Source organism: Citrobacter sp. CK194, from assembly GCF_030333395.1.
Classification (GTDB): Bacteria; Pseudomonadota; Gammaproteobacteria; order Enterobacterales; family Enterobacteriaceae; genus Citrobacter_B; species Citrobacter_B koseri.
Genome location: NZ_JAOWGA010000015.1, coordinates 299724 through 314191 on the forward strand (window position 1 = coordinate 299724; position 14468 = coordinate 314191).

The window sequence follows — 14468 nt, forward strand, 5'->3', positions numbered from 1 at the left end:
GTGTAGAAAACCCTTTAGTGTTGTCCTTAAAATACTTGCGGCATGTTTTAACGCAGCAGGGGATCCAGTCCACCACGCGCATCCAACGCATACAAGTCGTCACAGCCGCCAATGTGCTGTGCATCAATAAAAATCTGCGGAACCGTCGTGCGGCCACTACGCTTGATCATCTCTTCACGTTTTACGGCATCGCCGTCAATCGGAAGTTCCTGGAAACTCACACCCTTACTGCTCAACAGCGCTTTTGCACGATGGCAAAACGGGCAGGTTGCTTTGGTGTAGATCTCGATGTTGGCCATGACTTATCTCCCGTGTTGAGTAACGCGTTATTTCCCGCGCACTAATGGCAGGTTCTCACCGCTCCAGCCCGCAACGCCTTCTTTCAGCACAAAAACTTTCTCAAAGCCCGCTTTGATCAGTGCGTTTGCGGATTCCTGACACTGCATACCGGAACCATCAACCACGATCAGAGGCTTATCTTTGTGCTTTTCAAGCTCGCCAACGTTGTTGGCCTTGATTTCGCTCGGCAGCAGGTTAGTCGCACCCGCGATATGGCCTTTGCGGAAGTCGTCACGCTGACGTAAATCCACCACAACGGCGTCTTCTTTGTTGATAAGACGCGTCGCTTCGCCGCGAGTAATAACCTTAACTTTAGACATCAGGCCTTTAAAAGTGGTGAACAACACCGCCACCAGTAGCGCAATCCAGGCGATACTCAGTATGGGATGGCGGCCAACAAATTGCATAATTTCTTGCATGGGGGGTAACAACTCCCGACTCAGTGATTAAAAAACCAGGAAAGGAGTATACCTGCGCGTTGGCGCAAATACAGCCAGAGCGTGCAATGGATTGCATTTTTGCGGGGCGCTACGGAAAAAAAACGTCGATCCGCGCCGTCCCCGGCTCGCTCTCTGCCCCATTCTTTGATCTTCTGAGGCTATTTTATCGATTCAGCTGTAGTAAAATTACGCAATTATTTTGTCTATTGAGTGTGAGGTTGTCGCAATGTCGGTTTCTAAAAAACCTATGGTACTGGTGATTCTGGATGGCTATGGCTACCGTGAAGACAGCCAGGATAACGCCATTTTTAATGCCAAAACCCCGGTAATGGATGCTCTGTGGGCAAAACGTCCGCATACCCTGATCGACGCTTCCGGTCTGGAAGTGGGTCTGCCGGACCGTCAGATGGGCAACTCCGAAGTGGGTCACGTTAACCTGGGCGCGGGCCGTATCGTGTATCAGGATCTGACGCGCCTGGATGTTGAAATTAAAGAACGTACCTTCTTCGCTAACCCGGTACTGACGGCGGCGGTCGATCAGGCGAAAAATACCGGTAAAGCCGTGCACATTATGGGTCTGCTGTCTGCGGGCGGCGTGCACAGCCACGAAGACCACATCATGGCGATGGTCGAACTGGCCGCAGAACGCGGCGCAGAGAAAATTTATCTGCACGCCTTCCTTGATGGCCGCGATACCCCGCCACGCAGCGCGGAATCCTCGCTGAAAAAATTCGAAGACAAGTTTGCCGCGCTGGGCAAAGGCCGCGTAGCGTCCATTATTGGTCGTTACTATGCAATGGACCGCGACAACCGCTGGGATCGCGTTGAGCAGGCCTATGACCTGATGACGCTGGCGCAGGGTGAGTTCCAGGCCGATACCGCCGTTGCTGGCCTGCTGGCTGCTTACGCGCGTGACGAAAACGACGAATTTGTGAAAGCGACCGTCATTCGCGCGGAAGGTCAGGCCGATGCCGCAATGGAAGACGGCGACACGCTGATTTTCATGAACTTCCGTGCTGACCGCGCCCGCGAAATTACCCGCGCGTTCGTTAATGCGGATTTCGACGGCTTCGCCCGTAAGAAAGTGGTTAATCTGAACTTCGTCATGCTGACCGAGTACGCCGCTGATATCAAAACCGCCGTGGCTTACCCACCGGCATCGCTGGCAAACACCTTCGGCGAGTGGATGGCGAAGAACGACAAAACCCAACTGCGCATTTCCGAAACGGAAAAATACGCCCACGTCACCTTCTTCTTCAACGGCGGCGTAGAAGAACCGTTTGCAGGCGAAGAACGCATCCTGATCAACTCGCCTAAAGTGGCTACCTACGATCTACAGCCGGAAATGAGTTCCGCAGAACTGACCGAAAAACTGGTTGCGGCTATCGGGAGCGGCAAGTATGACACCATCATCTGTAACTACCCGAACGGTGATATGGTCGGTCACACTGGCGTGATGGAAGCGGCGGTTAAAGCGGTTGAAGCGCTGGATCACTGCGTTGAGCAGGTTGCTAAAGCGGTTGAGTCCGTTGGCGGCCAACTGCTGATCACCGCAGACCACGGCAACGCCGAGCAGATGCGCGATCCATCCACCGGCCAGGCGCACACCGCGCATACCAACCTGCCGGTTCCGCTGATTTATGTCGGCGCGAAAAGCGTAAAAGCGGTCGAAGGCGGCAAACTTTCTGATATCGCACCGACGATGTTGACGCTGATGGGTATGGAAATCCCGAAAGAGATGACTGGTAAGCCGCTGTTCATCGTGGAATAATCCTTCCCCATGAGGGGAAAGGCGTTTAATTCCATTACACGGGCCGTGAAACCACGCAGGTTTTCAGTCAGGCCCATGATTTACGCCAGCGTGTTGAGCGCTGGCGTATTGTTGTGCGCCTTTTCCGCCCATGCGGATGACCGCGATCAGCTCAAATCCATCCAGGCGGATATCGCCGCCAAAGAGCGTGCCGTACGCCAGCAACAGCAGCAACGCTCCAGTTTGCTCGCACAGCTCAAAACGCAGGAAGAGGCCATCTCCGCCGCCGCGCGTAAACTGCGTGAAACCCAGAATACCCTTGCCCAGTTGAATAAGCAGATCGACGCGATGAACGCATCTATCGCGAAGCTGGAACAACAAAAAGCCATTCAGGAACGCAGCCTTGCCGCGCAGCTGGATGCGGCGTTTCGCCAGGGCGAGCATACGGGGATTCAGCTCATTCTTAGCGGTGAAGAGAGCCAGCGCGGGCAGCGTTTACAGGCCTATTTCGGTTATCTGAACCAGGCGCGCCAGGACACCATTGCCGAACTGAAACAGACGCGTGAAGAGGTGGCGTCTCAGAAGGCGGCGCTGGAAGAGAAACAGAGCCAGCAACAGACGCTGCTGTATGAACAACGCGCCCAACAGGCGAAGCTGGAACAGGCGCGTAATGAGCGTCAGAAAACGATCGCCGGTCTTGAGTCGTCAATCCAGCAGGGACAACAGCAGTTAAGTGAATTGCGGGCGAACGAATCCCGCCTGCGCAACAGCATCGCGCGCGCAGAGGCGGCCGCCAAAGCCCGGGCGGAGCGAGAAGCCCGCGAAGCGCAGGCGGTGCGCAATCGTCAGCAGGAAGCCACCCGCAAAGGCACAACCTACAAACCAACCGAAAGCGAAAAATCGTTGATGTCCCGTACCGGCGGTCTGGGTTCACCGCGCGGCCAGGCATTCTGGCCTGTTCGCGGCCCAACGCTGCATCGTTATGGCGAACAGCTGCAAGGTGAGCTACGTTGGAAAGGGATGGTTATCGGTGCGTCTGAAGGTACTGAAGTCAAAGCAATTGCGGACGGCAGGGTGATTCTGGCGGACTGGTTGCAGGGCTACGGTCTGGTCGTCGTCGTGGAACACGGTAAAGGCGATATGAGCCTTTACGGGTATAACCAGAGCGCACTGGTCAGCGTTGGCACACAGGTTCGCGCAGGCCAGCCTATTGCGCTTGTAGGCAGCAGCGGCGGTCAGGGCCGACCGTCACTCTATTTCGAAATTCGTCGCCAGGGTCAGGCCGTCAATCCACAGCCGTGGTTGGGAAGATAAGTTTTGCCTCACTTTCGTCGCACAATATTCTCACTCGCCAGCCTGCTGGCATTCGCCGCCCCTGTTTTTGCTGGCAAACTCGCCATCGTAATCGACGATTTTGGTTATCGTCCGCACAATGAAAATCAGGTGCTGGCGATGCCGTCCGCCCTCTCCGTTGCCGTCCTGCCCAATGCCCCACATGCCCGTGAAATGGCAACCAAAGCGCACAACAGCGGGCATGAGGTGCTGATCCATCTGCCGATGGCGCCGCTGAGCAAGCAGCCGCTGGAGAAAGATACGCTGCACCCGGAGATGAGCAGCGACGAAATTGAACGCATTATTCGCGATGCGGTGAATAAGGTGCCGTATGCCGTGGGTCTCAACAACCACATGGGCAGCGCGATGACCTCCAGCCTGTTCGGCATGCAAAAAGTGATGCAGGCGCTGGAGCGTTATAACCTTTACTTCCTCGACAGCATGACCATTGGCAACAGTCAGGCGATGCGTGCCGCCTCCGGGACGGGCGTGAAGGTGATTAAGCGCAAAGTGTTCCTTGATGATACGCAGAACGAAGCGGATATTCGTCGCCAGTTTAATCGCGCCATTGAGTTAGCCCGTCGCAACGGGTCAGCTATCGCAATTGGGCACCCACATCCATCAACGGTGCGAGTCCTTCAGCAGATGGTCTATAACCTGCCTGCGGATATTACGCTGGTGCGTCCGAGCAGCCTGCTCAACGAGCCGCAGACAGATACCTCTACGCCAAATCTGACGCCGCCGAAAAACGGTACGCCGGATGCGCCGCGAAATCCGTTCCGCGGCGTGAAGGTGTGTAAATCGAAGAAACCGTTAGAACCTGTCTACGCCAGCCGGTTCTTTAGCGTGTTAAGCGAAAGCATTACGCAGAGCACGATGGTGAACTACTTCCGGCATCAGTGGCAAGGCTGGGGCAAGATCGCTGCCCCCCAGAACGCTAACGCGGATTAATCGCTTTACGGGCAACGCGGTGGTGCGAGGCCGTTTTATCACGCCACCGGTATAACCGGCCCGACCACAACAGCGCCTGATAAGCCGCCTTCGCGCTTCGTATGTTAAGCATCATGCGCTTATACATGCCGGAGGCAAATATTTCGGCGATCATCCGCTGGCGAATAAGCGTGTCCTGCTCCTTACGCACCGCATGACACACCCGCAGCGCTTCCCAGGTAATTTGTTGCTTAAATTCAGGATAGACGGGAATGCGATCCGCATAATCACTATTCAGCTTTTCTAATAAACGCGTGATTTTAATGTAGTGTCGCTGGTAATGCAGATTACGCTCACCTTGTCGTTTCAGGCGGCTAACAGACTGATCGTGAAGAAAATATTTATACAACGCCTGTTCGGTATAGCGTACGCGCGTGGCATTGAACATCACTTCCGTGGTCCACAGGATATCCTGATGATGTAATCCTGGAACAAAGCTAATCGCGTGTTTTTCAATAAGGGCGCGCCGATAAACGCCCATCCAGACAACATGCGTCCAGCGACGTGAAGCCAGCCCCATACGCAGCCAGTCCGGGCCGGTTAATACCCCTGTCGACCGAATGCGATCCGCGGGGATGGATGGCCAGGTATGCCCCGTCTCAAGAATGCACCAGTCTGCATTACACTGCGCCACATCCAGGTCATCCTGTAGCGCCATGGTCATCAGCGTTTCATACATGTTCGGATACACCAAATCATCGGCATCGACAAAAGCAACGTAGTCGCCGGTCGCCGCGGCCAGCCCCCGGTTGCGGGCCACGGACGCGCCTGCATTATCCTGATGCAACAGGTGAACATGTGAATGGGTATCGGCAAAATGCCTTGCGATATCAACGGAGTTGTCGGTAGACCCGTCGTTAACAATGATGATCTCCAGCGCATTCCATGTTTGTGCAATCAAAGATTCCATGCATGCCTGGAAGCTATTACCCGCATTGTATAACGGAATAATAACACTCAGTGTACTTGTGCTGCTTTTCATAGAATGGCCCGTCAGTCTTTAATACATTGGCCCTTTCTACCGTGCTTTCATTAAGAAATTATTAAGTCCAGTGGAGATAATGGTTAAGGCGCACAAAACACCCTACAGATGAGAAGCCTCACCATGTATACTACGCCTTCGTATTATACGTATTTAGAATACTTATCTTGAGGGAAGTGATGACCATCAGTAAGACACATGAAAAGGGCTATACGGTCTATTACAAAGAGGAAAATAAAGACCTTAAGTCCCTGATGGATAAGTATATGAATAACGAAATCAGTGGCAAACCGCTGAACAGCGGCAACGAATTCCGCAGCGTAGAACTTGTTGAATACCGGTCACGGAAGTTCATCATCAAAAACGATCGCGAAATAGACCCACGATTTGAGAAAAAGATTCAGAATTTTCTCTCCGGGCCTTTTTATTCTCGGCTGATCCAAAAACTGGACAGCCTGGCGCCACAAGTGCGTGCCTGTACCGCCGATCTCTACTGTGTGGCCGAGAAAACACGTTTTCGCCAGTGCTATGATGTGTATACCCTTCATGAATATATTGAAGGGGAGCCATTAAATGATATTAATGAAAGCAATAAAGAAGATATTAAGGCGTGTATTCAGCAACTGCACCGGGCAGGTCTGGCCTCCAATGATATTCATGCCGGAAACTTTATCCGCACACCTTCCGGGGAATTGCGCATCATCGACTTATCCTGCAAAGGAAGTCTGAAAATTTGCCAGGCAAATGATATTTTAGTATTACAAAATAAATACCATATGAATATTGAAGGTCAGGGTCTGGTTTATAAACTTATTCAGCTTAAAGAGAAATTCAGACGCTTATCCCGCAAGATGCGCGGAAAATAAAAACGCCATTTTACGGCCAGGTTCGGGAAAACCTGGCCGCCAGCAGGATGCTGTCAGTCCCAGCTCAGAATCACTTTTCCTGACTGGCCTGAACGCATTGCATCAAAGCCTTTCTGGAACTCATCGATGGAGAAACGGTGGGTGATGATCGGAGACAGATCCAGACCAGACTGAATCAGCGCCGCCATCTTATACCAGGTTTCAAACATCTCACGACCGTAAATACCTTTAATAAACAGCCCCTTGAAGATCACCTTCGTCCAGTCGATAGACATATCCGAAGGCGGAATCCCCAGCATCGCGATACGACCGCCGTGGTTCATGGTATCCAGCATGGCGCGAAACGCAGGCGGCGCACCGGACATCTCCAAGCCGACATCAAACCCTTCAGTCATGCCCAGATTAGCCATCACGTCGGTCAGGTTCTCTTTCGCAACGTTCACCGTGTGGATGATGCCCATTTTACGCGCCAGTTCCAGACGGTACTCATTCACATCCGTGATCACGACATGACGCGCGCCCACATGTTTCGCTACCGCCGCCGCCATGATGCCGATCGGGCCGGCACCGGAAACCAGCACATCTTCACCGACCAGATCGAACGACAGCGCCGTGTGTACGGCATTGCCGAAGGGGTCGAAGATAGAGGCTAAATCATCGGAGATGTTATCCGGGATCTTAAAGGCGTTAAACGCCGGAAGTACCAGATATTCCGCAAAACAACCGGGACGGTTAACACCGACACCCAGAGTATTGCGGCACAAATGCGTACGGCCACCGCGACAGTTACGACAATGGCCGCAGGTAATATGGCCTTCGCCGGAAACGCGATCGCCAATCCTGAAGCCTTTAACTTCCTGACCGATACCGACCACCTCGCCGACATATTCATGCCCTACCACCATCGGAACTGGGATGGTTTTTTGCGACCATTCATCCCAGTTATAGATGTGAACGTCAGTGCCGCAGATGGCTGTTTTACGGATTTTAATCAGCAGATCGTTATGCCCGACTTCCGGTACCGGAACGTCAGTCATCCAGATGCCCTCTTCCGCTTTCAGTTTGGATAACGCTTTCATCTCACATCCTCAGGCAATAACGCCCAGTTGTTTACCAATACGTGTGAACGCCTCAACCGCACGCGTGATTTGCTCAGGGGTATGCGCCGCAGACATCTGGGTACGAATACGCGCCTGACCTTTCGGAACAACCGGATAGAAGAATCCGGTCACGTAAATCCCCTCTTTTTGCAGTTCGCGGGCAAATTGCTGCGCAACCACCGCATCACCCAGCATCACTGGAATAATAGCGTGATCGGCGCCAGCCAGCGTGAAGCCCGCAGCGGACATTTGCTCACGGAACTGACGCGCATTCGCCCACAGGCGATCGCGCAGTTCGCTCCCCGCCTCAACCATCTCCAGCACTTTAAGGGAGGCCGCCACAATGGCAGGCGCCAGGGAGTTAGAGAACAGATACGGACGGGAACGCTGACGCAGCCACTCCACCACCTCTTTACGCGCCGCCGTATAACCGCCAGATGCCCCACCCAGCGCTTTGCCTAACGTACCGGTAATGATGTCCACGCGTCCCATTACGTCACAGTATTCGTGAGAACCGCGACCGTTCTCCCCGACAAAACCGACAGCATGGGAGTCATCAACCATCACCAGCGCGCCGTAAATGTCTGCCAGGTCACAGACGCCTTTCAGGTTGGCGATAACGCCGTCCATCGAGAACACGCCGTCGGTGGCGATCAGCACATGACGAGCGCCAGCTTCACGGGCCTCTTTCAGACGAGCTTCCAGCTCCTGCATATCGTTGTTGGCATAGCGAAAACGCTTCGCTTTACACAGGCGAACGCCATCAATAATCGAGGCGTGGTTTAACGCATCCGAGATAATCGCATCTTCTGCGCCCAGCAGGGTTTCGAACAAGCCGCCGTTGGCGTCGAAGCAGGAAGAGTACAGAATAGCGTCTTCCATACCGAGGAAGTCCGCCAGTTTTTGCTCCAGCTGTTTATGGCTGTCCTGAGTGCCGCAGATAAAGCGCACTGAAGCCATGCCAAACCCGTGAGAATCCATTCCCGCTTTTGCTGCCGCAATCAGTTCGGGATGGTTAGCCAGCCCCAGATAGTTGTTGGCGCAAAAGTTGATGACGTGGCTTCCGTCTGCCACGGTGATGTCCGCCTGCTGCGCAGACGTGATAATGCGCTCTTCTTTAAACAATCCTTCCGCACGGGCGGTTTCCAGATCGTTGGTTAACTGCTTATAAAAATCCCCACGCATTGCGATTCTCCAGACTGGGCAAATTTCAGCACATATTACCCAAAGCTATACATTGATACGAGATGACGCATCATCACTTCTTGAAAATGCAGCATAAATCACGCGTACCCGCACAGCTTATCGGTGAATGGCTGAAGCCTGGGCCGTGTAGTGATATGATAAGAAGTATTCGTGTCTGAGATTGTCTCTGACTCCATAATTCGAAGGTTACAGTTATGATCATCGTTACCGGCGGCGCGGGCTTTATCGGCAGCAACATCGTTAAGTCCCTGAATGATAAAGGCATCACCGATATCCTGGTGGTGGACAACCTGAAAGACGGCACCAAGTTCGTCAACCTGGTGGACCTGAATATTGCTGACTATATGGATAAGGAAGACTTCCTGATCCAGATTATGGCCGGAGAAGAGTTCGGCGATATCGAAGCGGTTTTCCACGAAGGCGCCTGCTCTTCCACCACCGAGTGGGACGGCAAGTATATGATGGACAACAACTATCAATACTCCAAAGAGCTGCTGCACTACTGCCTGGAACGTGACATTCCGTTCCTGTATGCCTCCTCTGCGGCAACTTACGGCGGTCGCACCTCTGACTTCATTGAGTCTCGTGAATATGAGAAACCGCTAAACGTTTACGGCTACTCTAAATTCCTGTTCGACGAGTATGTGCGCCAGATCCTGCCTGAAGCCAGCTCGCAGATTGTGGGTTTCCGCTATTTCAACGTTTACGGACCGCGTGAAGGCCATAAAGGCAGCATGGCGAGCGTCGCTTTCCATCTGAATACTCAGCTCAACAACGGTGAAACGCCGAAACTGTTTGAAGGCAGCGAAAACTTCAAACGTGATTTTGTCTACGTCGGCGACGTGGCTGATGTAAACCTGTGGTTCTGGGAAAACGGCGTGTCCGGCATCTTTAACCTGGGCACCGGGCGCGCGGAATCCTTCCAGGCCGTGGCGGATGCCGCGCTGGCTTATCACAAGAAAAGCGATCTTGAGTACATTCCGTTCCCGGAAAAACTGAAAGGCCGTTACCAGGCGTTCACGCAGGCGGATCTGACCAATCTGCGCGCCGCAGGCTATGACAAACCGTTCAAGACCGTTGCCGAAGGCGTAACGGAGTATATGGCCTGGCTGAATCGCGACGCGTAAGAAGAAACATGAAAATACTGGTGATTGGTCCGTCCTGGGTAGGCGACATGATGATGTCGCAAAGTCTCTATCGCACGCTCAAGGCGCGCTATCCCCAGGCGATAATCGACGTGATGGCGCCCGCGTGGTGCCGCCCGTTATTGTCGCGTATGCCGGAGGTCAACGACGCGATCCCCATGCCGCTTGGCCACGGGGCGCTGGAAATTGGCGAGCGGCGCAAGCTCGGTCATCGTCTGCGTGAAAAGCGCTATGACCGCGCCTATGTTTTGCCGAATTCGTTTAAATCCGCACTCGTTCCTTTCTTTGCCGGCATTCCGCATCGCACCGGCTGGCGCGGCGAGATGCGCTACGGCCTGCTTAACGATGCGCGCGTGTTAGATAAAGAGGCCTGGCCATTAATGGTGGAACGCTATGTGGCGCTGGCCTACGACAAAGGCGTTATGCGAACTGCCCAGGATCTGCCGCAGCCTCTGTTATGGCCGCAGCTACAGGTGAGCGAGGGCGAAAAGTCCCTCATCTGCAACGAATTTTCTCTTTCCGCTGAACGTCCGATGATCGGTTTTTGCCCCGGCGCGGAATTTGGCCCGGCGAAACGCTGGCCGCATTATCACTATGCGGAACTGGCAAAGCAGCTCATCGATGAAGGCCACCAGATCGTCTTGTTTGGCTCAGCAAAAGATCATGACGCCGGAAATGAAATTCTGGCTACACTGAATACTGAGCAGCAGGCCTGGTGCCGCAATCTGGCGGGAGAAACGCAGCTGGAACAAGCTGTTATCCTTCTATCCGCCTGCAAAGCCGTTGTCACGAATGACTCTGGTTTAATGCATGTCGCCGCTGCGCTGAACCGTCCGCTGGTCGCGCTGTACGGCCCCAGCAGCCCGGACTTTACTCCTCCACTTTCGCATAAAGCGCGGGTTATCCGTCTGATTACGGGTTATCACAAGGTGCGCAAAGGGGATGCTGCGGAGGGGTATCATCAGAGCCTGATTGACATCACGCCGACGCGTGTCCTGGAAGAACTCAATAGTCTGTTATTACAAGAGGAAGCCTGACGGATGCGGGTTCTGATAGTCAAAACATCATCAATGGGGGATGTGTTACACACATTGCCCGCACTGACTGACGCACAGCAAGTCATCCCGGGTATTCAGTTTGATTGGGTGGTAGAAGAAGGATTCGCGCAAATTCCATCCTGGCACGATGCTGTCGATCGCGTGATTCCCGTCGCTATTCGCCGTTGGCGTAAGGCCTGGTTTTCCGCGCCCATCAAAGCTGAACGTAAAGCCTTTCGCGATGCCGTACAGGCACAGCAATACGATGCGATTATTGATGCCCAGGGGCTGGTAAAAAGCGCTGCGCTGGTCACAAGACTGGGACGCGGCGTAAAGCACGGCATGGACTGGAGTACGGCCCGGGAGCCCCTGGCCAGCCTGTTTTACAACCGAAAGCATCACATCGCTAAAGCGCAGCATGCCGTTGAACGCACTCGCGAGCTGTTCGCCAAAAGCCTGGGGTACAGCAAGCCACAGTCCCAGGGCGATTATGCGATTGCGCAACATTTCCTGAGCAATCTGAATGCAGACGCAGGGCAATATGCGGTATTTTTACACGCGACCACCCGAGACGATAAGCACTGGCCGGAAGCAAACTGGCGAGATCTGATCGGCCAACTGCGTGATGCGGGTGTACGCATTAAGCTGCCCTGGGGTGCGCCCCATGAAGAAGCACGGGCAAAAAGATTAGCGGAAGGATTTGATTATGTGGATGTTTTACCACGAATGAGTCTGGAAGAGGTCGCACGCGAGTTGGCGGGGGCAAAATTTGTAGTGTCCGTTGATACCGGGCTTAGCCATTTAACCGCCGCCCTTGATCGACCTAATATCACGCTGTATGGCCCGACCGATCCGGGACTGATTGGGGGATATGGGAAGAATCAGTGCGCGCAAAAGAGTCATTCAGGGAAGATGTCAACTCTGAGTGCGGATGCCGTCAAAGTATCATTGCTTGATTTTAATTTGCTATAACTTTTAAAGAGATTAATCATGCTTCGTGGACACACGTTTTCTCGCTTTATCCGCAGCACGCAAAATAATCCGTTTAACGTTATCTATTTTTTATTTTATGCCGGGTGCCTGACGACCCTGGCGATGCTGCTGATCAATCCAGACGAAGCTTTAAAAGTTTTTATTGCATGTGCGGTTCTGTCGCTACCGATTATCGGTAAACACAGCAAGTCACTTCTGAGTGATAAGAAAAACCTGCTGTTACCCGTGATGCTGCTGCTCTTCGGTTTAGTACAAATTATTTGGGTTGAGATCTTTAAAGAACCGGGCTCATCCTTTACTGGCGCTTATCGCTCATATCAGAACGGCGGTAAAGTGATGATCTTTGCCGCACTGATTGTCACAGCCCTGCAATCGCCAATCGCATGTGCGATGAAAGATCGTATAACCCGCTACTGGGTGATTGCGACGGCTGTTGGTTTGTATCTTTTTGCGGGTTATCAACTCCTCACCTCACCAGATCCGCTTAACTACCGTGTCGAACTGGGTTTTGAACATCCGACAGGAGCGGCTTATGCGTTGACGTTTGTCGCATTGCTCGCGTCACAGGCCATCATCAACTTGCGGCTGAAGCATACAATCCTGCTCTATTTATTACACTTTTTGGTATCACTGGCGGTTATCACTATAACGCAAACCCGCGCCGCCATTCTGGTCTATCCGGTTCTGAGCATAGGGCTATTTTTCTTACACTATCGGCATAACCGCACCGTTTTGCTGCGTACGTTACTGGCCTTTATTGTTCTCGCGGGGCTGGCAGCAATCCCTTTAAAATCGGTGATTGAAAAGCGCTATAACAGCTTCGTAACCGATATGCATTCTTACAGTAAGAATAACAGTAATACCTCGATTGGCGCCCGACTCGCGATGCAACGAGCGGGTATTGATGCTGGAAAAAACCACTACTGGGGCCAATCACTTGAACAACGCGATGCTGGAATGCGGGATTTTGCCCGACAGGATACCTCGTTAAGAGGAGCACTTGGGTTCGTCGACATCCATTTGCATAACGAATTCATTGATACTTTTTCTCTTAAAGGGATTTCTGGCGTCATCGCTCTGCTCTTTTTGTATCTGGCGATGTTTTTAAAAGCTTATACACAACGTAGCCCTCTGTTATTCATCATTTCCAGTGCTATAGTTATCTATGGTTTAAGCGACTTATTATTATACGCCAAAGGTGAAACTCTGAGCAGTATGCTGGCATTATGCGCGGCGATGATGCTGACACCAGGCACGATGAGAGAGTTATGCCATGATTAACGCTTCAGATTATTTGCTGAGCATTATTATACCGGCATACAACAATGCCGAATTCATTACGGATACGCTGGCGTCTTTACATCAGGGCATCACTAATGAGGTAGAAGTAATCATTATTAATGATGGCTCAACGGATTTGACTGAAGAACGCATAAATGCGTTTTATCGCGAACATCATTGCAATAACGTGAAATACATCTACCAGGAAAATCATGGTGTTGCGATTGCCCGCAACGTCGGGCTGTCACATGCGACAGGGAAGTATATTGGCTTTGTTGACAGCGATGACATTATTAGCCCGGATTATTTTTCGGTTCTTCTCCCTAAATTAAGAGAAGATAAATATGATATCGTTGAATTCAACTTAACCCGTGACATTAATAATCTCTATCAATGCAAAAAAGATAAGCCGGATGCGGTAAAACAGAGTGAAATTACGTTAACTGATGAAAATTTAACGCAGTTATTACCCACTTTCCGTGCGGGTCAATGGCACCTTGTAACAAAATTCTTTCGCCGTGACATTATTGGGCAAGACCGCTTCGAAGAACATCATCGTTATGAGGACATTATTTTTTGTCCATTTCAATACTTTAAATGCCATAAGATCTTAAAAATAGATAACAAGCTATATTATTATCGAATAAACGATCGGAGCATTACCGAGAATATTCTTGAAAATGATGCGCAATATATTTTCTTCGCCATGCGTAAAATGTGTGACTATATAAAAGAAAATGATGAAAAACGAACTGTAGCCACATTAATGATCATTAACTGCTTCCTTGAGGGACGCAAGTTGCTGCGCAAGAAGAAAGGTTATTATCGCTACGAAGAAGATATGATCAGTGACATTCAAGATGCACTAACATGCTGTGATACAAGCATCGTTAAAAGAAAAGTTATTTATAAAATGAAGTACCCACACATTGATCGTTTTATTTCAAAAATACGATTTAAAGCCATAAACGCTTGCAAAATGTTATTTGTTAGCAAGGAAAGTTAAT

The 14468-nt window shown here is 51.7% G+C and carries 14 protein-coding genes; 9 read left to right on the forward strand and 5 right to left on the reverse strand.

All coding sequences use genetic code 11. The features are described 5' to 3' along the window. Nucleotides 1–47: 47 nt before the first annotated feature. The gene (gene grxC / locus OGX80_RS06845; RefSeq protein WP_047358806.1) at nucleotides 48–299 is read right to left on the reverse strand and encodes a glutaredoxin 3; all 252 of its coding nucleotides are present in this window, start codon (nucleotides 297–299) and stop codon (nucleotides 48–50) included. A gap of 27 nt (nucleotides 300–326) precedes the next feature. Further along, complete coding sequence (locus tag OGX80_RS06850; RefSeq protein WP_012135748.1) at nucleotides 327–758, reverse strand: rhodanese-like domain-containing protein; 432 nt, start codon at nucleotides 756–758, stop codon at nucleotides 327–329. A 247-nt stretch (nucleotides 759–1005) separates the two neighbouring features. Between OGX80_RS06850 and gpmM the strand changes: the two genes are divergently transcribed. Genes gpmM through OGX80_RS06865 form a run of 3 tightly spaced genes read left to right on the forward strand, consistent with a single transcriptional unit; the run spans nucleotide 1006 to nucleotide 4812 of the window. Continuing rightward, on the forward strand, nucleotides 1006–2550 hold the full coding sequence (gene gpmM / locus OGX80_RS06855) for a 2,3-bisphosphoglycerate-independent phosphoglycerate mutase (protein ID WP_115180973.1): 1545 nt from the start codon (nucleotides 1006–1008) through the stop codon (nucleotides 2548–2550). 33 nt (nucleotides 2551–2583) lie between these two features. After that, on the forward strand, nucleotides 2584–3843 hold the full coding sequence (gene envC / locus OGX80_RS06860; RefSeq protein WP_230012564.1) for a murein hydrolase activator EnvC: 1260 nt from the start codon (nucleotides 2584–2586) through the stop codon (nucleotides 3841–3843). Between the two features lie 3 nt (nucleotides 3844–3846). After that, nucleotides 3847–4812, forward strand: coding sequence for a divergent polysaccharide deacetylase family protein (locus tag OGX80_RS06865; protein WP_115180972.1), 966 nt, complete (start codon nucleotides 3847–3849; stop codon nucleotides 4810–4812). Here OGX80_RS06865 and OGX80_RS06870 read toward each other — a convergent pair. Continuing rightward, the gene (locus OGX80_RS06870) at nucleotides 4799–5833 is read right to left on the reverse strand and encodes a glycosyltransferase (RefSeq protein ID WP_115180971.1); all 1035 of its coding nucleotides are present in this window, start codon (nucleotides 5831–5833) and stop codon (nucleotides 4799–4801) included. The two genes, OGX80_RS06865 and OGX80_RS06870, sit on opposite strands and share 14 nt — an antisense overlap. Nucleotides 5834–6012: 179 nt before the next feature. On the opposite strand from OGX80_RS06870, the gene rfaY reads away from it, so the two are divergent. After that, nucleotides 6013–6699, forward strand: a complete 687-nt coding sequence (gene rfaY, locus OGX80_RS06875) for a lipopolysaccharide core heptose(II) kinase RfaY (RefSeq protein ID WP_115180970.1) — start codon at nucleotides 6013–6015, stop codon at nucleotides 6697–6699. Between the two features lie 53 nt (nucleotides 6700–6752). Here the strand turns inward: rfaY and tdh are convergent, their stop codons facing one another. After that, nucleotides 6753–7778, reverse strand: coding sequence for an L-threonine 3-dehydrogenase (gene tdh, locus OGX80_RS06880; RefSeq protein WP_012135756.1), 1026 nt, complete (start codon nucleotides 7776–7778; stop codon nucleotides 6753–6755). Between the two features lie 9 nt (nucleotides 7779–7787). Further along, nucleotides 7788–8984 carry a glycine C-acetyltransferase gene (kbl, locus tag OGX80_RS06885; protein ID WP_012135757.1) on the reverse strand — a complete coding sequence of 399 codons (1197 nt, stop codon included), beginning with the start codon at nucleotides 8982–8984 and terminating at the stop codon, nucleotides 7788–7790. Nucleotides 8985–9199: 215 nt separating this feature from the next. Here kbl and rfaD point away from each other — a divergent pair, with 215 nt between their 5' ends. The 5 genes from rfaD to OGX80_RS06910 are packed head-to-tail and all read left to right on the forward strand — an operon-like array spanning nucleotide 9200 to nucleotide 14467. Then, a complete protein-coding gene (gene rfaD / locus OGX80_RS06890; RefSeq protein WP_012135758.1) occupies nucleotides 9200–10132 on the forward strand; it encodes an ADP-glyceromanno-heptose 6-epimerase in 933 nt (310 codons plus the stop codon). Between the two features lie 8 nt (nucleotides 10133–10140). Next, the gene (rfaF, locus tag OGX80_RS06895; RefSeq protein ID WP_058668282.1) at nucleotides 10141–11187 is read left to right on the forward strand and encodes an ADP-heptose--LPS heptosyltransferase RfaF; all 1047 of its coding nucleotides are present in this window, start codon (nucleotides 10141–10143) and stop codon (nucleotides 11185–11187) included. Nucleotides 11188–11190: 3 nt separating this feature from the next. Next, a complete protein-coding gene (gene rfaC, locus OGX80_RS06900; RefSeq protein WP_060815899.1) occupies nucleotides 11191–12159 on the forward strand; it encodes a lipopolysaccharide heptosyltransferase RfaC in 969 nt (322 codons plus the stop codon). Nucleotides 12160–12177: 18 nt separating this feature from the next. Then, nucleotides 12178–13461, forward strand: a complete 1284-nt coding sequence (locus OGX80_RS06905) for an O-antigen ligase family protein (protein WP_175479751.1) — start codon at nucleotides 12178–12180, stop codon at nucleotides 13459–13461. Further along, nucleotides 13454–14467 carry a glycosyltransferase family 2 protein gene (locus tag OGX80_RS06910; RefSeq protein WP_115180969.1) on the forward strand — a complete coding sequence of 338 codons (1014 nt, stop codon included), beginning with the start codon at nucleotides 13454–13456 and terminating at the stop codon, nucleotides 14465–14467. Before OGX80_RS06905 ends, OGX80_RS06910 begins: the two co-directional genes overlap by 8 nt. The last annotated feature ends 1 nt before the right edge of the window (nucleotide 14468 follow it).